This is a genomic window from Paraglaciecola sp. (genome assembly GCF_039964565.1).
GTDB lineage: Bacteria > Pseudomonadota > Gammaproteobacteria > Enterobacterales > Alteromonadaceae > Paraglaciecola.
The window spans coordinates 224109-243986 of sequence record NZ_JBDVXF010000030.1 but is presented as its reverse complement, the minus strand read 5'-3'; the positions used below and the strand labels follow the sequence as shown (position 1 = coordinate 243986).

Genomic DNA, 19878 nt, shown 5'->3' with positions numbered 1-19878 from the left:
TTGAATGAAATGAGATAAAGATTGACGAAAGAATTTATGGCATATTGCGCTGGCATGCTTGTCACTTTTTTGGGGAACCATCAGCCCGAAGGGCGAATTTGAAAGAGCACCACTATTGCTGTTTCACGCGCCTTGATTAAGCTTCTTTAAATCTCGCTGAGAGGTCATTTCTTTAATGGAATTGGTATTAAGTCCTATTAGCATTATCACGGTACTGACTACGCCTGTGAATAAGCTGCGGGTACTGAGAGATAAGACTAGGGTAATGACGGAATAATAGAAATAATATCAGCGCTGGATAATATATTGGGCACTATGCTTTATCTCTTTGGATATTAGGCCAATTTATGTTTTAGATTAAACAACCTCTGTCTCAGTGTAAACCATAATCAAAATAAAGGCTTAGATGGTATTTAACACTGATGACTAAGATAACCTGAATTCGGGATACGCCACGCATGCCATATTCATACTAGGATAATTTATTTTTAAAGTCCGTATACTCAAATTTTCGCACAAGTTCAAAACTACCATCTTTACGTAATATACCAATCGAAGGATGCTCAACACCATTAAAGAAGGTGGTTTTGACCATAGTGTAGTGGATCATATCTTCGAATATTATTCGCTCTCCAATTTGGAGTTCATGGTCAAAACTATATAAATCAATGGCATCACCAGCCAAACAAGAGTTACCACCAAATCTATAAGTATAAGGTTTTTCTCCTGCTTTACCTGCACCGCGGACTTCGGGTCGATAAGGCATTTCCAATACGTCCGGCATATGTGCGGTGGCAGACATATCCAATATGGCTATTTTTTCTTCATTTTCGACTATATCAACCACTTCAGTCACTAAGGTACCAGTTTGCCACGCAACTGCAGAGCCGGGTTCAAGAACGACTGTTAGGTGGGGATGGCGTAGTTTAAATGCCGTTAATGTTTCAATAAGGTGCTCTATATCGTAACCTTCTCTGGTCATAAGATGCCCACCACCAAAATTCACCCATTTTAAACCTGGCAACCATTCTGCAAATTTTTGCTCGACCGCTGCTATGGTTCGTTCGGTGGCAAAGGAATCACACTCACATAAATTGTGAATATGAAATCCTTCGACACCTGTTAAATCCGCGCCTTTAAGATCTGTGGCTCTGATACCTAGCCGGGATCCTGGTGCACTGGGGTCATATAAAGCGGTTTCTGTTTCGCTATGTTCAGGATTTACTCTTAATCCTGGAGATATTCCCGCTTGTATTACCTGCTGTTTATATCGATTCCATTGGCCTAAACTGTTAAAAGAGATGTGATTAACTAATTTCACTAGCTCGTTGATATCATTAGGTTTAAATGCGGGAGAGTAGGCATGTACTTGCTTGCCAATTTCTTCTTTTCCTAACCTTGCTTCCCAAACGGCACTCGCAGTTGAACCTTGCAAATACTGTTTAACTAACCCAAAAGTTGACCACATTGAAAACCCTTTAAGCGCTAAGATAATCTCCACACCGCTCTCTTGTTGTACACGTCGCATAATTTGCAAGTTGGCTTCTAGCTTGGCTTCTTCACACACATAACAAGGTGAAGGGATGGCAGGGTTTAACATTGGGTTTGTCATATTGTGGGTACATTCTTGGCACTGATAAGTAAGCCGCTAAGAATATCTCTGACAGTAATAGAGTTAAAGTGAAAGTTGACTGTGTATGATTAAATTTAGTACTTAGTTATCTTTCTACTCGTCAGTGTTTTTTTACACCTAAATATCTAGAGAGAAAACTGTCTAAAACTAAGTTAATTCGTGCACAACAAAAGTTGACACATATATTGTGTTTGAGTGCTTTATCGATTGAAAATTTCACCTTCAGCAAACCTTCATGCAATCTTTAGGTATCTTTTGTGTTTTATTTAACCATGGCTTGGTAACGTTTTGATAGTCCAACATTATTAGGAAATTCAACCATGTTATTTCGATTAGTCACGCCCAAATTTACCTGCTTTGTTTGGGCTTTGAGTCTAGTACTTTTTGTCCACCAAGCCATCGCAATTGAATCGTTAACTACTCAGCCACAACACAATGTGGCTAAAGTGCTTTTTACCAATGTGCTTAAGCCCGTTGATGAGTATCAAGCTAAGGATTATCTAAATACAATAGATATTAACGAAAGCAAAAATTTATATTTCGCTAGCTTTTTATCCGAGCCGTTATCTGATTCTTTGAGTGATTTAATGCCAGATTGGCCTGCCGAAAAAGTGGTGAGTCAGGGCAATTATCAATTCTCGTTTTTAGTGGATAAGCAGCTTGTTTATACCGAAAATCTGAACCTAGGCGCGGGAACAACAAAACAAAAATCCCAGGATGTAGTATTGTTTAAACCGTTTTACAGCGTAAAGAATGAGGATTCTTGGGGACGGTTTTTGTGGATGCGTTTTATGCACTTTGGCGGTGAAGATGCGTTAACCGAAGGTCAGCATCAGCTCAGTATTGAAATAAGACCTTACTTAAAATTAGCAGAAATCAAAACGGGAAAATTGCTGGCCAAAGGAGATCTAACCATCAAGGTAACTAAGCCAAAGGTTAGTGAACAGCAAATCGCGGTTCAACGCATTCAGGCCAACAGTGGCTGGACAGTATCGAAACAACCCTTTAACCAAGACAAAATCAAAGCCTTAAACAAAAGGATTGCTCAAAATGATTTCAAACGGATTTCCAGTATTGTAGTGATCAAAGAGGGTGAATTACTCATTGAAGAATACTTCAACGGTGCCGACAGAAAATCCTTACATGATCCCAGATCAGTCGGCAAAAGTGTGGCTTCCTCTATGTTAGGTATCGCAATTGAAGAAGGGTACATTGATAGTATTAATCAACCCCTTGCTGATTTTTACGACTTCAAAAACTTCAAGAATAACTCATCCACTAAAACTAAAGTGAGCTTAAAGGATTTGGTCACAATGAGTTCTAATTTTGACGGCAACGATTCTGATCCACAATCCCTCGGTAATGAAGACAAGATGTATCCCACTAACGATTGGGTCAAGTTTGCACTAGATTTACCCATGTTTGAGAAAGCACAAAGAAAAGATTGGCGTTACTTTACCGCCGGTGTCGTTGTGTTAGGAGACGTTATCCACCAATCAGTACCACAAGGACTTGAACATTACGCTCATGAAAAATTATTTAAACCACTGGGTATTGAAACTTACCAATGGCAATACACGCCACAAAAAGTAGCGAATACTGCTGGTGGCCTACAATTACGTGCACTCGACTTTGCGAAATATGGGCAACTCTATAAAAACAAAGGTGTATGGCACGGCAAACAAATTTTACCCAAAGAATGGGTAGATGCCAGTCTTGGTAAACAAGTTCAGCGTGGTGCAAGCGTTGCTCAAGGGCACTACGGATATTTGTTTTGGAATGATGATTTGGTTTTAAATGATAAGGTTTATGAAGTCGCTTATGCTTCAGGTAACGGTGGTAATAAAATATTTATTTTCAAAGATATACCCTACGTCATTGTAATCACTGCTACAGCATACAATACCCAATATGCTCATAAACAAGTGAATCAAATGATGAAGAATTATATTCTTCCAGCTATTTTGGAGCAGTGACAAAGGGTTCTGGATATTGCGCCAAAAAAGTCTGATGCAAGGTTGCTCTTTGTTGATTAATATTATCAATTATTTGATAGAACTCTGGCAATCCATTGAGACCTGCGAATAGCGGGGAAATCGCTAGGTATTCGCTGTTTAAATAACCCAATTTGACACTTTTGTGCAATAACTCAATAGCTTGTTGTTGATCCTTTAACACCCAAAGTGACAATAACGAGGCTTCGATATAATTGATAGGCCAAGTGTCACCCTTTTGGATGCGAGTATTTATCTCAGTAATCTTACTTTTCCCTTGTGATTCTGAAAATTGGCCTTCTAATATCTTTAGCACGGTCGTGGTAAATGAATAATTTGGATTTGCCTGAGCCGCTTGTTTGAACCAAGATAACGCGTCATCTTTACCTTCCAACAACCAAATTAAGGTGGCGTAATTGAGTAAAATGTCATGTCTCTTGATATCTCTGGCCATGACTTTTTCAAATGTTTCTTTTGCTTCGTTAAAACGCCCCTGAAAAAACAAAAATCGAGGAAAGGCTTCGTTGATAAATACGTTGTCAGGATACAAAATAAAAAGCTTCTGGTAAGCAGCTTCTGCTTGAGATGTAAATTTGAGTAGTTCATATATACGGGCGAGTTGTAAGTCGGCCAGCGGCTGGTCAGATTGCAGGGCTTTTGCTTGTTTATTGAAGCTATAAGCCTTTAATAATTGCCCTTTGGTTTCGAACAAATGCGCTGCAGAACTAATACTTCGTGCATTATCTTCAGACAGTTCACTTGCCATTAAATAGTGTTTCAATGCTAACTCAAGGTTGCCTAAGCAATCCCAAGAATAGGCCAAGGCGTGCTGCGCTAAGGCATAGGTTTCATCGGATTTTATCGCTGCAGAGGCTAAGGAATTAGCTTCTTGCGCACGGTTGGCATTTTGTCCATAACGACATACTGAACGACTAAGAGCCAAACTCAGTCCAACTTGGGCGTGGTGATCATCTGGATAAATGTCGAGGGCTTGCCTAAACAAATCAATGGCTCTTTCGATGTTCTCACTTTGACCTATGCCGAGGTAATAATTACCGCGGTCTACAAGCCCATAATCTACAGTTTGAAGTAGTGGATTGTTGGCTACTTGATAATTATTTTGAAGCCAAAATGCCGTGACTAAACAAAGCGCTGAGCCAAAAGCAAGCAAGGATATGCTTGTTTTTTTGCGCTGTGGTTTACTAGGTAGGTAGCTTTGGATAAAACGATATCCTCTGCCGCGGATAGATTCGATATATTTGGGTTTTTTGGGATCGTCACCCAGGGATTTTCTAAGTAAAGTAATGCGTTGCACAACAGTATCGTTACTGACAATTGTTGCACCCCAAACCGCTTCGGATATTTGTTCTATCGTACACAATTGCCCGGCGTTTTCGATAAAATATATGAGAAGTTGATAGGATAACTTGGGTAGCTGAATGGATTGCCCATTGCGAGATACACTGTACTCATCAGGAATAATTATTAAATCGAGGACTTCGATTTGACGCATTCATACTCTCGATTGACAAGTAGCCGTTGGATAAATTGAATATGAAATATAAAGGGGGAAGTGCTAATTTAATAGCACTATTTTTTTACAGAATGTGTCCACACTAGATATGTGTTTTATGTCATAAACATGAAAAGCCTCAATCCATTGAGGCACTAGTATTAATTAAACGGGCTCTGCTCACACTCGATCACATGCCACGGCAATCCATGAATATTCAGCATCTCCATAAAGGGATCTGGATCAAACTGCTCCATATTCCAAACACCTGGTTTTTTCCACGTGCCATTGAGCATCAAAGATGCGCCGATCATAGCGGGAACGCCAGTTGTGTAGGATACCGCCTGTGCACCTACTTCCTCATGGCATTTGGCATGTTCACAGTTGTTGTAAATAAAGATGGTTTTTTCTTTGCCATCTTTTACGCCTGTTATATAAGTACCGATACAAGTTTGCCCAGTGTATCCATCAGCCAATGAACCTGGATCTGGCAATACGGCCTTCAAGAACTCTAAAGGCACAATTTGTTGACCTTGGAAATTAATAGGGTCGATACTGGTCATGCCGATCCCTTCTAGTACTTTAAGGTGAGTCAGGTATGCATCGCCAAATGTCATCCAAAAACGCGCGCGTTTAAGAGTTGGGAAGTGTTTAACTATGGATTCCAATTCTTCGTGGAACATTAAATATGAAGCACGTACACCTATGTTTTGGTAATCAAGATCTTCACGTACGCTCAACGGATCGGTTTCTTTCCACTCGCCGTTTTCGTAAAAACGCCCACGTTGGGTGATTTCGCGAATATTGATTTCTGGATTAAAGTTTGTCGCAAAAGCTTGACCATGGTCGCCACCGTTACAGTCGACAATATCGAGATAGTGAATTTCGTCAAAGTAATGTTTGGCTGCATAAGCCGTGTAAACATTGGTAACGCCAGGATCAAATCCACTGCCCAATAAAGCCATCAAGCCAGCTTTTTCAAATTTGTCTTGATAAGCCCATTGCCAAGAATATTCAAACTTAGCCACGTCTTTGGGTTCGTAATTGGCGGTATCCAAATAGTCCACACCTGTTTCTAAGCAGGCATCCATTATCGCTAAATCTTGGTAGGGTAGCGCTAAATTAACAACTAAATCAGGTTTGACCTGATTGATGACTGCAACAACTTCACTGGCATGATCGGCATCAACTGCAAAAACACCTTTGACTCTGTCTATTCCTACTTCTTTTTGTAGTGCTTCACACTTAGCTACCGTGCGACTCGCTAGATAAATTTCATCGAATAGCTCAGGTAAACGAGCACACTTTTTTATGGTCACTGCGGCTACTCCGCCAGCACCAATAATCAAAACTCGGGACATAGAGTGTTCCTAGTAACAAGGTTATGTAATAAAAGGTGAATGCTAGCAGTAATTTAATGAGGTGCAAGTTGAATATTGAAGGTTCCAAGGATTTAAAAACACAATTCCTTTGAGGTCAGTCCAAGTGCAGTTAGCACCTGTTGTTTCCTTTGGGAAACACTCCCAGAAACAACTATGTGTTTAATCTCGTGATTTTTTAGGTATTGCTGATTAAACATCTGAAATTCGTGGCGGTTGGCGTCACCGGAACGCTCCCATGTATCATCATAAGGGATGTCATCATTACATAACACGACTAGGTCATAACGTTGCCAACAGTCCTTTGCGAGTTTTTCTAATTCGGGCAATGCGGTTTGGTGGTAATGGATCGCAAAATGCCAAGTAGTAAATGCACTGGTATCACAAAATAAGTATTGTTTAGCGTGCGATGTCGCTTGGTCTTCCCACTGATTTTGCATTTTCGCGATATGTAATAATTGCTGCGGGGTTAAACGCCGATCGACTTGATGAGTAATCCAATATTCCCGTCCATATTCTGGCACGGTGATCGTATCCAAATCTTTGGCTAGAGCTTCACACAAGGTGGTTTTACCGGTAGACGGGCCACCTAAAAATACAATTTTCTTGATCACTAAATGTGCTCGCCTTTATTTGCGGAAGTCGAACTAGAGTTTAGGTGTGTATACCATTGCCATTGGCCGATAATAGCCATAACTAAAAAGCAGGCATACAGTGCCGACGTGGGAAATAATCCTTTTTGCCAATATATGGCAATAGCGACAATGTCTACAACAATCCAAACAGTCCAGTTCATTAATTTTTTATGTGATAGTAACCACTGAGCAACTAAGCTGGCGCAAGTCGTGAATGCGTCAGGGTAGGGGAAACTCGCGTCAGTGTTAGTGTGCATTATGTTACCCAAAACCAGAGTGCAAATGACAATAGCCATTAACCATAAAGTATATTCTTTTATTGTGCCGCGATTAACAATGACATGTCCCGTTGTGTCTTGGGCGTTTTTCCAAAGCAGCCACCCATAGATTTGAAATCCAATATAAAAAATATGTAGACCCATATCTGAATACAGTTTCACATCATAAAAAATCCAGGTGTAAATGCTTACTTGCACAAACCCAAAAGCAAAACACCAAATACTGCGTTTGATGACTAAATAAACACAAACAAAGCCAGACACAGTCGCTACCCATTCGAGAGGGGAAGCACCCGCGAAACCACTTAACCAATCATACCAATTCATAAGTACTTGAACTCTTTTAACAACGGCAGAGATTGTTGTAACGAAAATAGGATGTGTTTATACAAAAAAAGACCTTTTACGATAGGGGTAGAGGGCTAAGCCATTGGCAATTTACCGTAAGTTTGATGATAAAAGCAATAATGACTTATCTTGCGCCCTGCAGACCGCCAGTGTGCAGCGCTAAAATGCGACTATTTTCTGGAAAATATCCGGCATTGAGTAGTGCCTTGATCCCCCAAAACAGTTTTCCACTATAAACTGGCTCAATGGGGATGTCCGTTTGTTGAAGAAAGTCACCACAAAACTGTCTAAGCTCATTAGTGGATTTCCCATAGCCACCAAAATGAAAATCGTGGTTAATTTGCCAGTTCACCTGGGACGAATTTACTTCTAATAAATCTGCAACCAATTTTTCAAGGTAACCCTCGCCTTTCAATACACCGATCCCGAGTATTTGACAATTTGAAAATGTTTTGTTTTTGCCGACGCCACTGATCAACCCTGCCAATGTACCGCCACTTGCCATAGGTGCTAGGATATAATCGTACGTATTGTTTAACTCATCAATCATTTCGCTTACACCCTGTAGGGCAAGCAATTGCGAACCACCTTCAGGTATAATTGATGCTGCCGGATATTGTTGCTGCAATGCCTGCAGATAATCGAGTTCACTTCGTTGTTGGTAGGTGTTTCGATCTACATATTGAATATCGGTTTGCCAAGACATTAGGTCTAACAACATTGGAGTAGGATTGAGCGAGTAATTGCCTCTAACAATTGCAGTTAATTGTATGTTGAGGTGGTGGCAGCAGTATCCCAATGCGTGTAAATGATTTGAAAATCCTCCACCAAAACTGATGATATGTTGAACCTTGGCTTTTGACGCAACGCCTAATGCATATTTAAGTTTTCGCCATTTATTGCCCGAGATGACAGGGTGCAACAAATCATCTCTTTTAACAGTGAGCGTTATGCCATTTTGATTGGCCCAATCAGTTTGAATTGTTGATTCAGCTGATGGTGAGGCTATATTCAACTGCGCTGCTAAAGATTGTAAATTCAAGGTTTCGTTAACACTCATTTGGCTAAGATTATTGCTTGCGGCTATATTAGTCGATTCTCGTTTAACCACAAAAACCTTTGTTGTGACAACTTTGTGAGCCAATAGAACTTCGGTCTTTGTTTCACTATTTAAAATACATAGTGCCATTGTAGATACTTAGGCATTTTTCAATAAAATTTTTAAAGTCTTTTTTGAAGGTTAGTTTCAGTTTTTTCATAATAGCTGCCTTGTTTTAATAATAGATAGTGTTGTTGATGGCAGTATCATAAAACCTCAGGTTAACTTGAGGTAAAGTGCTTTTTTCTCTATATTTGGTGGGATAGTTAAAAAGCGGAGCACAAATGGAAGACGCAAATTTGTCAGTGGGTTATGTGGCTAAACGCACCGGGGTGAAGGTATCTACTTTGCACTTTTATGAACAAAAGGGTTTGATTCGTAGTTGGCGTAACCAGGGCAATCAAAGACGTTACAAACGTGATGTGTTACGCAGAATTTCAGTGATCAAAGCCGCTCAAAAGTTAGGCATCAGCCTGCAAAGTATTCACCAAACATTCTTAGATATGCCTAACGAGCGTACGCCCGACAAAAAAGACTGGGCGCAATTGTCTAAGCGTTGGCAGCAACAACTCGATCAGCAAATCAATTCGTTGACTAAGCTGCGCGATTCATTGGATGGTTGTATTGGGTGTGGTTGTTTATCAATGCAAAATTGCCCTATTTATAACCCTGATGATATCTTGGAAGAAGACGGCCCAGGGCCAGTTATTTTAGATAGTAACGAGTCAGTTGAGTAAACCTCACGTGTGACAATAACAGCCTTTTGCGTCGGTAATGAGTATGCTGTTTTCGATTGTAGGGCTATTCAATTTGGGAAGAATAGCATCTACCAATCCGGTTCCACTTAAACATCCATAGCCCTCAGCGTAAGGGCCAAAATATATCAACTCTTGAAGCGCGCCAATAATTGCCACCGCAGGTGTGGAAGGAACAAAACGAGCGAACTCAGGGTGTATGCTAATGTTGATATGAATATTTTGGAAACCGTTGTCGAGCATGTTCTGAGATAAGCGAGCAATATGGGGTTGCGCAATGGTTTCACAGAAACAATTAGTGTCTGAAAAATGGACAAGGGATTGCCCCAACCATTTGTGTTGTTGCTGTAATTGGGAAATGAATTTTTGCTCAAATGCGACATCAGTTAACGCTATGGCGAGTTTTGATTGAGGATCAAACTCGTCTAGCTGGCTCACAGACAGAGTCAATAAACCGGCCAAACATATCACACCCCATAGAGCGACAATCCACTTTGCTGACAAAGTTCACACCGAAAATTGTCGTAATTGTTGTTCGAGCTTGTTGCATAACTGGGTTAATTCTACCGCCTCGTTTTTTACAATGTTGACGTTACTTTGTTCGTCAGCCGATAATTCTCGCAACAAGTGAGTTGATTCGTTCATAGAGTTGACATTTTTTGATTGCCTGTCGGCAGAAGTCGCTACGTTGGTTATATTGTCAGACACCAATTGGAAGCTATTGACGACACTATCCATTTGTTCCATGGCAGCGCTTGAGGAGTCAACTGCTTCGTCAACCATTACCACGCAGTCGTTCATTTGTGAGACTGAAGAATTTGCGCTGGATATTAAGCCTACTGTAATTTGTTCTATTTCTTCTGCACTTTCTTTAGATTTAATAGCTAAGTTCCTAACTTCATCAGCTACCACGGCAAAGCCTCTGCCGTGTTCTCCAGCCCGTGCTGATTCAATAGCGGCATTGAGTGCCAATAAATTAGTTTGTTCGGCTACAGATTTAATTGATTGCATGACTTCTGAAATGTTATTGCATTTGTCACTCAATGCTTGGATGGCAGTTGATGCAACAGTTAAGGTTTGCCTCAAACGCGAAACATTGTCACTAGAGCCCGCTATCGAATCTTTGGTTTCTACTGTGCTAGTTTTCGCTTTTTCAGCATGAACATGAGTCTCTTGAGAGCGTGTGGCAACATCTTGTATGGTATGACTCATTTCTTCAATTGAGTCAGAAATGAGTTTGACTTGTTCCGCGCTAAGAGTGACCGAGGTACTGAGGGTGCTCGACGAAGTATTCACTTTTTGTGCTACGGCAGAAACGTTGCTACTAAGGTTATTTGACTCTTCAATTAACGATTTGAAGGCATCAATTAACGATTTAAATTCTTGTATACTTTGAACGTCGTTAGGGATTTCAACCTTAAGATTTAACACCCCTTTTTGATGCATAATGCCTGATACTGTGTTGTTTAGTATCACGGCTCCTCTGGCTTCATTAAAACTATTTTTAGACATTAATCCCAGAATTACGCCTTCTGCTACTGCAAAAGCGGCATGAATCAGCAAAATATAAAACGTTACTCGACCTTCTTCAAATATGAATAAGTTACCACCACTACTTTGAACGAAGTAAAAAAGGATATGGTGTATAGCAACAGTAACGGTGCCAATCGCAATCGCTTTCCAATCACGAAAATAAGATAAAAACGCCAGCATGACAAACACTTCGAAATGCAGCTCTGTCATGCCGTAAGATTGCTGAATATGTAGTGCGGCGAAGAGTTGTACCGCTATGGCAAACGCATATCGATTGATAGCCTTATCAGAGTGGGTGTAACTTAATATGATGGGTAAAGCTAAAATTGGCAAACCAAGTAAAAAAGGTTCTATCCAACTGGATGTCATATAAGCAATAAATAACGATATTAGCCATTGAATAACCACAACAACTCTAAATAGTTGATTAGCATTTTGTAGCCAAGGATATTTCATAGGGGGCCCTTCTGATTTGCTTGTTAACATATTATCGACAATTCCAAAATATTTGTAACTTTTAATTGTTCTTAATCCGGGCTCTGGTTACTAATTTGTTCGCTATTTAGATCACACCTTATTTTAGTAAAAATATGTCAAAATACTCATGCCCAGAGTATTTACTCCTCTATTAACAGCATAATTGATGAAGGAATCACAATCTTGATGACTGTCAATATTGTGCCTTATGACAAAGCGGCTATATCAAATAACAAAACATCGCTAACAGCTAGTTGACATATAGACGTCTATACGGCAAATTGAACCCATGAAAAAAATAATAACAATCACCACCGGCATGATGATTATCACCTTTAATAGGGTGGTCGCTGGCTAGTGCATAAGAATTACACGTAAAAAGCCCGCAACCACAGCGGGCTTTTTTGTAGCTCTAATAAATACGTGATTAAGATAGTGTTGAAACGTTTAAGGAATTAAAAAATGAAGGTATTGAAGTTTGGCGGATCGTCTCTCGCTGATGCAGAACGTTACTTAAGAGTCAAAGACATCAGTGTCGCGTGTCATGCCGAAAACGGTGCGGCAGTTGTATTGTCTGCTCCAAAGGGCGTTACCAATGCCTTGTCGCTATTGTGTGATGAAGCGGCCGAAGGCAAAGACTATGGAGAGTTGTTTGCCAAATTAAATATGGTCCTTTTTGGAATATTAGATGATTTGCAGTCTAACTTACCTAACTTTTCTCAAGCTAAATTAGCGGACTTTATTCAGGATACCTTGAACGACTTAAATCAGCATTTAGAAGGTTTTGCTTTGTTGCGTTGTGCACCTGAGCAAGTTGTTGCAAAGGTGTTGAGTATTGGCGAATACGTTAGTGTCAATATTTTCAGCGAAATTTTAACTGCGTTGGGACACAGCAACAGCATCATTGATCCTGTTGAATACATAGTTGCTGAAGGCGATTATTTAGATAGTATCGCTGATGTATCTGCAAGTAAGGCACGCTTTAGTGATGTAAACACATCTGGTGAGCAAATTTTAATTATGCCAGGTTTTGTTGCTGTAAATGAAAGCGGAGAAAAAGTCACCTTAGGTAGAAATGGTTCAGACTATTCTGCTGCTATTTTGGCAGCTTGTATTGACGCAGAATGTTGTGAAATTTGGACCGACGTAGATGGCGTATACAATGCAGATCCTAACCAAGTAGAAGGCGCGGTATTACTTGATAAACTAACTTATCAAGAAGCTATGGAGTTATCTTATTTTGGTGCTAAAGTTTTACATCCAAAAACGATTGGCCCTATCGCTCAGCATCATATCCCTTGTTTGATACGCAATACTCTTAATCCTGCAGCGCCTGGAACCTTAATCAGCAATGAAGCGAGTACTAAGTGGACGAGTGTAAAAGGCATATCCCACTTAGATGATATGACCATGTTTAATGTGGCAGGTCCGGGTATGAAAGGCATGGTGGGTATGGCTAGCCGTGTGTTCGAAATCATGTCTAACGCGAATATTTCTATTAGTCTTATCACTCAGTCTTCGTCTGAATACAGCATTAGTTTTTGTATTCACAGTAAAGATGCCAACCGAGCGCGTGATTTATTAGAAGATTCATTTGCTTTAGAACTAAGCAATCAATTACTTGATCCTATTGAAGTGCGTCATGAATTGGCGATTGTTACCTTAGTGGGTGATGGAATGAGACATTCTCAAGGTTTAGCTGCTAAATTCTTTAGTTCCTTAGCTCAAGCTAGAGTCAACAATGTAGCCATTGCACAAGGCTCGTCAGAGCGTTCAATTTCTACTGTAATTGAATCAAGTAAAGCGAAGAAAGCCGTTAAAGTAGTCCATCAGAATTTTTTCTCTAATCTACATGCCATAGACGCTTTTTTAGTAGGTAGCGGCAGTGTTGGTAAGGAATTATTGGCCCAAATCGCTCGTCAGCAAGCATCTTTGCTCGAAAAAAATATCAGTTTAAAAGTGTTTGGCATTGCCAACAGTAAAAAATTATTGTTGGAATCTAATGGCATAGACTTAAATATATCTTGGCAAGAAGCTCTGCAGCAAAGTGAAAAACAATTTTCCATCGAAACCTTAATGAATTTTGTACATGACAATAGTTTAATTAACCCAGTTATTATTGATTGCACCAGTAGTTCACAAATTGCAGAACAATATCCACAAATGATGCTTGATGGTTTTCATGTTGTCACTCCAAATAAAAAGGCCAATACCGCCAGCACTGAATTTTATGATTTATTGCGAGAAACTGCTCAGCAAACTAATCGCCAGTTTCTTTATGAAACTACTGTAGGAGCAGGTTTACCTGTTATCGATAATTTACAAAACTTATTTTATGCTGGAGATGAATTAGTCCGGTTTGAGGGAATCTTATCTGGGTCATTGTCTTTCGTTTTTGGAAAGTTAGACGAAGGCTTGAGCCTTTCTCAAGCAACGGAAATTGCTAAAGAAAATGGATTTACTGAACCTGATCCCCGCGACGATTTGAGTGGTATGGACGTCGCACGTAAACTGCTGATTATGGCTCGTGAGTCAGGGCTAACGCTAGAATTATCTGATATTACCATAGAGCCAATATTGCCGTCTTCGTTTGATGCCAGTGGCAGCATTGAAGACTTCATGTCGCGGTTACCTGAATTAGACGGCCACTACGCCGAAAAAGTGGCTGCTGCGAAAGAAGAAGGCAAAGTACTGCGGTATGTGGGGTCGATTGAACATGGTAAATGTGTGGTTAGTATTGAAGCAGTTAACGAGGCGCACCCACTATACATGGTAAAAGAGGGCGAAAATGCTTTGGCCATCCATAGTCATTATTACCAACCAATACCTTATGTTATTAGAGGATACGGAGCCGGTGCTGCAGTAACGGCCGCGGGTGTATTTGCTGATGTAATGCGCACTATGCCATGGAAACAATCACTATAATGTCAAATGCTAAAATGAAAGATACTATCTTAAAGGCCTATGCGCCTGCTTCTATCGGCAATGTAAGTCTAGGGTTTGATTTACTTGGCGCAGCATTAAAACCAATAGACGGTAGTTTATTGGGAGACGAAGTTGAGATTGAAATAGCAGAGCAGTTTAGTTTAGTGGTGAAAGGACGTTTTGCAGACAAGCTGCCGCCTGACGCCAAAAGTAATATAGTGACACGTTGTTACCAGCACTTCATCGCTGAGTTGCAAAAGCAAGGTCATCCCCAGAATACCTTGCCCGCGCTGAAAATAACTTTGCATAAACATTTGCCAATTGGCAGTGGATTAGGCTCAAGTGCCAGTTCAATTGTCGCGGCGTTGTGCGCTTTAAATCAGTTTTTTACTGAGTATTTGGGTCACGCTCCGTTCGATAACAATGAGTTGTTGTTAGTGATGGGGAAACTCGAAGGGCAAATAAGTGGCAGTGTACATTACGATAATGTTGCACCATGCTTCCTTGGTGGTCTAACCTTAATGGCCGAACATCAAGATCAGGTAGCGTTGCAATTACCTGTGTTTGAAAACTGGTATTGGGTGTCGTGTTATTCTGGGATCAGCGTTTCTACGGCAGCAGCAAGGGATATTCTACCCAAACAGGTTTCAATGCCTAATACTATCCAGTTTGGCCGTCAATTAGCTGTGTTTGTTGATGCGTTGTACCGTAATGACGAAAAGCTCGCAGCTGCTATGATGTTTGATGTGATTGCCGAACCTTACCGCAAGTCACTGTTGCCAAAATTTGACGAATCGCGTAGCTTCGCAGAACAACATGGGGCGCTGGCTTTTGGAATTTCTGGTTCTGGCCCAACGGTATTTGCTGTATGTGACAATTTAGAAAACGCTAAAAGAATTAATCAATGGCTAGCTGATAACTATATTCAAAATGACACGGGTTTTAGTCATATCTGCCAGCTAGACACGAGTGGAGCATCCGTTAGCCACTCTTGAAAGCGTAACGCTTTCTTACGAGCTAGTTACATTGAGCTAAACAGCACATAACTAGCGCAATATTATAAGTATTAAAAAGGTAGTAAAGTGGAACTTGTTAATTTAAAAGACGCCTCAGAGCAAGTAACGTTCGCAGAAGCGGTTAAAAAAGGTTTAGGAAATAACCAAGGTTTATTTTTTCCCAAACATTTACCAAAGTTTGATGATATAGAATCACTATTGGCCAAGCCTTTTGTTGAGCGAAGTGTAGAGATACTAAGTGCTTTAATTGGTGATGAGTTGCCTCGAGAAACGGTTGCCGGCATAGTTGAGCGCGCATTTGTGTTTGATGCCCCTTTGGCTAAAGTCACTGATAATGTGTATACCTTGGAATTGTTTCATGGTCCTACGCTGGCATTTAAGGATTTTGGTGGTCGTTTTATGGCCCAGTGTTTGGTCGAAATTTCCGACGGGCAACCCATCACAATTTTAACCGCCACCTCCGGTGATACCGGTGCTGCGGTGGCACATGCATTTCATGGTATAGACAATATTAATGTCGTGATTTTGTATCCAAAAGGTAAGATCAGCCAGCTCCAAGAGAAGTTATTTACTACGCTTGGAGACAATATTCACACTGTTGCAGTTGAAGATGATTTTGATGCCTGTCAGCAGCTAGTTAAAAGTGCATTTGATGATCCTGATGTACGTGATGGATTACACTTAAACTCTGCAAACTCTATTAATATTAGCCGTTTAGCAGCTCAGGTATGTTACTACTTTGAAGCAGTTTCTCAGCTTACAGTGGCAGAGCGCGAAGACTTAGTCATTTCGGTCCCTAGCGGTAATTTTGGTAATTTGACTGCCGGCTTAATCGCAAAAGTGATGGGGCTTCCAGTCAAACATTTTGTAGCCGCTACTAATCTTAACGATACGGTTCCTCGTTATTTAAAAACGGGTGAGTGGCAGCCAAAAGATACCGTTGCGACTTTGTCTAATGCTATGGATGTCAGTCAACCCAACAACTGGCCGCGTATAGAAGCCTTAATTGAACTAGGGTTGGTAGATAAATCGGCTATTTCTGGTGACACAGTAGACGAAGATTATACCCAAGTCGCAATGCGTCAACTTGCCCAGCTAGGTTATGTCAGTGAACCCCACGCTGCCATCGCGTACAAAGCGCTGATCAGAAAGATGGAAGAAGGGCAAACGGGTATTTTCTTAGGTACCGCACATCCTGCTAAATTTCGCGAAACAGTTGAAAATGTTTTGGGGCAACCAATCAGTTTACCTAAGCCACTGGCAGATTGCGCGGGAAGAGAAGGCTTGTCAGCTGAATTGCCTAGTGACTATCAGGCGCTAAAAGCGCACTTGTTTAATATTTTAAGTTAACGTGCTTTGATGAGCACTTGGGAAGATTTTTTAGGTCAAGAAAAACAGCAAGCTTACTTTCAACAAATGATGCAATTTGTTGAAAGTGAGAGAGCTGCTGGAAAGACTATTTATCCTCCCAAACAAGATGTATTCAATGCCTTTAGTTTAACTGAGCTAGATAAGGTCAAAGTAGTGATATTGGGGCAAGATCCTTATCACGGTCCTAATCAAGCCCACGGATTAAGTTTCTCGGTATTGCCAAACGTTAAAACACCCCCTTCATTGGTGAACATATATAAAGAGTTGGCCACTGACATCCCCGATTTTAGTCTCCCACAGCATGGCTTTTTACAAAGCTGGGCCGAGCAGGGAGTATTGCTTCTCAATGCCGTGCTCACCGTCGAACAAGGACAAGCACACTCCCATGCAAAAATTGGCTGGGAACAATTTACCGATGTAGTTATTCAACAATTGAGTAAGCAATGCAGTGGGCTGGTATTTTTGCTTTGGGGCAGTCATGCTCAGAAAAAAGGTGAGGTGATTGATACGTCAAAACATCATGTGCTGACTGCACCACACCCTTCTCCATTATCAGCTTATCGTGGTTTTTTTGGCTGTAAACACTTTTCTAAAACAAATCAACTACTTCAACATCAAGGTAAAACTCCCGTCAATTGGCAGGTTTAGATGTTCTCTGCTTGATTGCGTAAGTTGTTGATTAGCGACAATGTCGTTGCATAATTGAAAACCTATAATGACGACGTGTTTGAAGCAAAAAATACAATATTTATTGGTCAGATATTAATATCGTTTACAGATTCTAACCTAGTCATACTAATTTTTGTTGAAAGACAAAGGTGGCTATGTTGTTCTTATGCATTCAAATAAATCTCTCGTCTAAAGGTCATAAAATGAGAAGTATTTTTGTCATCGCTACAGTTACTGCGTGGATACTGATGTTATTACTTGGTATTAAATGGCCAAGCATGCTTTGGGGCAGTCTAGTACTTATCCCAATTTCCCTAGTCGGCTTGTACGACATGTATCAGACCAAACATGCTCTTAGGCGAAATTTTCCTTTTGTCGGTCGTGGACGTTGGGTCATGGAGTTTTTTAGACCTTTTCTACGTCAGTATTTTTTCGAGTCTGAAACTGATGGAGTGCCTATTAGTCGAATGTTTAGATCGGTGATTTATCAACGAGCTAAAGGGGCTCAGGATTCTATTCCTTATGGCACTAAGCTTGACACTCAGGCCGTAGGGTATGAGTGGATTGGGCATTCATTAGCCGCAATTCATGCAGATAAAGAGACCTTAAGTCAGAGAATTGTGGTGGGTTCAGATGATTGTCTGCAGCCATATTCTGCTAGTGTTTTTAATATTTCAGCCATGAGTTATGGTGCCTTAAGCGGCAATGCAATAGAGGCGTTAAACAAAGGTGCCAAAAAAGGTGGTTTTTACCACAATACCGGTGAAGGTAGCGTGAGTGCTTCGCATTTAAAGCATGGAGGGGACTTAGTTTGGCAAATAGGAACCGGATACTTTGGTTGTCGAACTGCCGAAGGCGGATTTGATGCTGATAGCTTTGCTAAAACGGCCATAAAAGATAATATTAAAATGATTGAAATTAAATTATCTCAAGGTGCCAAGCCAGGGCATGGTGGAATTCTACCGGCCCACAAAAATACCATAGAGATAGCTCAAATTCGTCACGTAGAGCCCGGAACTCGAGTTGAATCACCTCCAACCCACTCGGCATTTTCCACTCCCTTAGAAATGATGCACTTTATTAAGCAGCTTAGGGATTTATCAGGTGGTAAGCCAATCGGCTTTAAACTATGCATAGGCCGTAAAAGTGAATTTATTGCATTGTGTAAAGCTATGGTTCAAACAAAAATTAAGCCAGATTTTATCACTGTTGATGGCGGGGAAGGCGGTACAGGCGCTGCGCCACTTGAATATTCTAATTCAGTTGGCATGCCATTACGCGAAGCCTTGGTTTTTGTGGTAGATGTATTGGTTGGCTTTAGTTTAAAAAAAGACATCAGAGTCATTGCTAGTGGCAAAACCTTTACGGGGTTTCATCTTGTCAAAAACTTGGCTTTGGGAGCGGATATGTGTAATAGCGCCAGAGGTATGATGATAGCGCTTGGGTGTGTTCAGTCTTTAATTTGCCATACCAATGAATGCCCAACAGGAATTGCTACCCAAGACCCAACGTTGGCGTCTGGGTTAGTGGTGGGTGACAAAGCCACAAGGATTGCGCGTTTCCATAAAGGAACCGTAAATGCCACTTTTGATCTCGTTTCTTCTGCTGGCCTATCAAACCCAAATCAATTAAACCGTTCACACATTTATCGAAGGGTCAGCCAGTCTCAAATAAAGCGCTATGATGAAATTTATCCCAGTTTAGCAGAAGGTTGTTTGTTGCAGGAAGACTGTCATCCTGATCTGTTTGCGTTAGAGATGAAAGAGGCAACAGTCGATAGCTTTATGCCTAAAAATTATGTGGTAGAAGGGCATTCTGGAGCGGAAAAAGTCGCCAGTTGATCTGAGACAAAAGTGGCTGCAGCCTGATATCGAAAAGACTCAGGCCGAGTTAGTTGTAAAGTCGATGAACAAAAAAAGCCCTGAAAATTCAGGGCTTATAATATTACAAAAATTCTAATTCATCTTCTGGTGACATTCCTAACTCTCTTAGTTCTAGCTTGAGTCGGTGTCTGTCGTGTATGGCTTCAATTTCCCGCCATTTTCGCTTACTTGTTTTGCTTTTGGATGACTTGGTTTCTGAATCTAAGGTAGACAATAATTCGGACTTATCCATTTTGATCTCCTTTATTATTTTTTTCGCGCACTTATTATTAGGATACTCTTTAAGCAATTGTGATTTATAAATAAATCAAAAGCTTATTAACTATGTACCACACGGACAGTTAAAATAGAATAAGTATTTGTACTTTTT

Annotated in this window: 16 protein-coding genes; 7 read left to right on the top strand and 9 right to left on the bottom strand. The window is 40.6% G+C overall.

Features of this window, described 5'->3' with window-relative positions:
• Positions 1-472: 472 nt before the first annotated feature.
• Positions 473-1612 (bottom strand): carboxynorspermidine decarboxylase, encoded by a 1140-nt coding sequence (gene nspC, locus ABJK37_RS14260; RefSeq protein ID WP_348355102.1) that lies wholly within the window; start codon positions 1610-1612, stop codon positions 473-475.
• 341 nt (positions 1613-1953) lie between these two features.
• Between nspC and ABJK37_RS14255 the strand changes: the two genes are divergently transcribed.
• On the top strand, positions 1954-3609 hold the full coding sequence (locus ABJK37_RS14255; protein ID WP_348355099.1) for a serine hydrolase: 1656 nt from the start codon (positions 1954-1956) through the stop codon (positions 3607-3609).
• Here ABJK37_RS14255 and ABJK37_RS14250 read toward each other — a convergent pair.
• The 5 genes from ABJK37_RS14250 to ABJK37_RS14230 form a co-directional block, all read right to left on the bottom strand.
• Positions 3593-5140 carry a winged helix-turn-helix domain-containing protein gene (locus ABJK37_RS14250; protein ID WP_348355096.1) on the bottom strand — a complete coding sequence of 516 codons (1548 nt, stop codon included), beginning with the start codon at positions 5138-5140 and terminating at the stop codon, positions 3593-3595. The genes ABJK37_RS14255 and ABJK37_RS14250 overlap by 17 nt on opposite strands.
• Before the next feature lie 161 nt (positions 5141-5301).
• The gene (locus ABJK37_RS14245; protein ID WP_348355094.1) at positions 5302-6501 is read right to left on the bottom strand and encodes a saccharopine dehydrogenase family protein; all 1200 of its coding nucleotides are present in this window, start codon (positions 6499-6501) and stop codon (positions 5302-5304) included.
• A gap of 92 nt (positions 6502-6593) precedes the next feature.
• Positions 6594-7133: an ATP-binding protein gene (locus tag ABJK37_RS14240; RefSeq protein ID WP_348355091.1), complete on the bottom strand. Its 540-nt coding sequence runs from the start codon at positions 7131-7133 to the stop codon at positions 6594-6596.
• Entirely contained in the window at positions 7133-7759 is a 627-nt protein-coding gene (pnuC, locus tag ABJK37_RS14235) for a nicotinamide riboside transporter PnuC (RefSeq protein WP_348355088.1), read from the bottom strand. Before pnuC ends, ABJK37_RS14240 begins: the two co-directional genes overlap by 1 nt.
• Positions 7760-7904: 145 nt before the next feature.
• Entirely contained in the window at positions 7905-8969 is a 1065-nt protein-coding gene (locus ABJK37_RS14230) for a pyridoxal-phosphate dependent enzyme (RefSeq protein WP_348355085.1), read from the bottom strand.
• A 194-nt stretch (positions 8970-9163) separates the two neighbouring features.
• Between ABJK37_RS14230 and soxR the strand changes: the two genes are divergently transcribed.
• Positions 9164-9616, top strand: a complete 453-nt coding sequence (soxR, locus tag ABJK37_RS14225; protein WP_348355082.1) for a redox-sensitive transcriptional activator SoxR — start codon at positions 9164-9166, stop codon at positions 9614-9616.
• Positions 9617-9619: 3 nt separating this feature from the next.
• Here soxR and ABJK37_RS14220 read toward each other — a convergent pair whose 3' ends face one another.
• Both ABJK37_RS14220 and ABJK37_RS14215 read right to left on the bottom strand, forming a co-directional pair.
• Positions 9620-10138: a DUF6436 domain-containing protein gene (locus ABJK37_RS14220; RefSeq protein WP_348355078.1), complete on the bottom strand. Its 519-nt coding sequence runs from the start codon at positions 10136-10138 to the stop codon at positions 9620-9622.
• 3 nt (positions 10139-10141) lie between these two features.
• Positions 10142-11623 carry a methyl-accepting chemotaxis protein gene (locus ABJK37_RS14215; RefSeq protein ID WP_348355075.1) on the bottom strand — a complete coding sequence of 494 codons (1482 nt, stop codon included), beginning with the start codon at positions 11621-11623 and terminating at the stop codon, positions 10142-10144.
• A 483-nt stretch (positions 11624-12106) separates the two neighbouring features.
• Between ABJK37_RS14215 and thrA the strand changes: the two genes are divergently transcribed.
• From thrA to ABJK37_RS14190, 5 genes are all read left to right on the top strand, one after another.
• Positions 12107-14569 carry a bifunctional aspartate kinase/homoserine dehydrogenase I gene (gene thrA / locus ABJK37_RS14210; protein WP_348355072.1) on the top strand — a complete coding sequence of 821 codons (2463 nt, stop codon included), beginning with the start codon at positions 12107-12109 and terminating at the stop codon, positions 14567-14569.
• The gene (gene thrB, locus ABJK37_RS14205; RefSeq protein ID WP_348355069.1) at positions 14569-15564 is read left to right on the top strand and encodes a homoserine kinase; all 996 of its coding nucleotides are present in this window, start codon (positions 14569-14571) and stop codon (positions 15562-15564) included. Before thrA ends, thrB begins: the two co-directional genes overlap by 1 nt.
• 87 nt (positions 15565-15651) lie before the next feature.
• Positions 15652-16935, top strand: coding sequence for a threonine synthase (thrC, locus tag ABJK37_RS14200; RefSeq protein WP_348355066.1), 1284 nt, complete (start codon positions 15652-15654; stop codon positions 16933-16935).
• Between the two features lie 9 nt (positions 16936-16944).
• On the top strand, positions 16945-17604 hold the full coding sequence (gene ung / locus ABJK37_RS14195) for a uracil-DNA glycosylase (protein WP_348355063.1): 660 nt from the start codon (positions 16945-16947) through the stop codon (positions 17602-17604).
• A 224-nt stretch (positions 17605-17828) separates the two neighbouring features.
• A complete protein-coding gene (locus ABJK37_RS14190; protein WP_348355060.1) occupies positions 17829-19466 on the top strand; it encodes an FMN-binding glutamate synthase family protein in 1638 nt (545 codons plus the stop codon).
• Between the two features lie 103 nt (positions 19467-19569).
• Here the strand turns inward: ABJK37_RS14190 and ABJK37_RS14185 are convergent, their stop codons facing one another.
• Positions 19570-19740 carry a DUF3545 family protein gene (locus ABJK37_RS14185; protein WP_215930539.1) on the bottom strand — a complete coding sequence of 57 codons (171 nt, stop codon included), beginning with the start codon at positions 19738-19740 and terminating at the stop codon, positions 19570-19572.
• Positions 19741-19878: the final 138 nt, after the last annotated feature.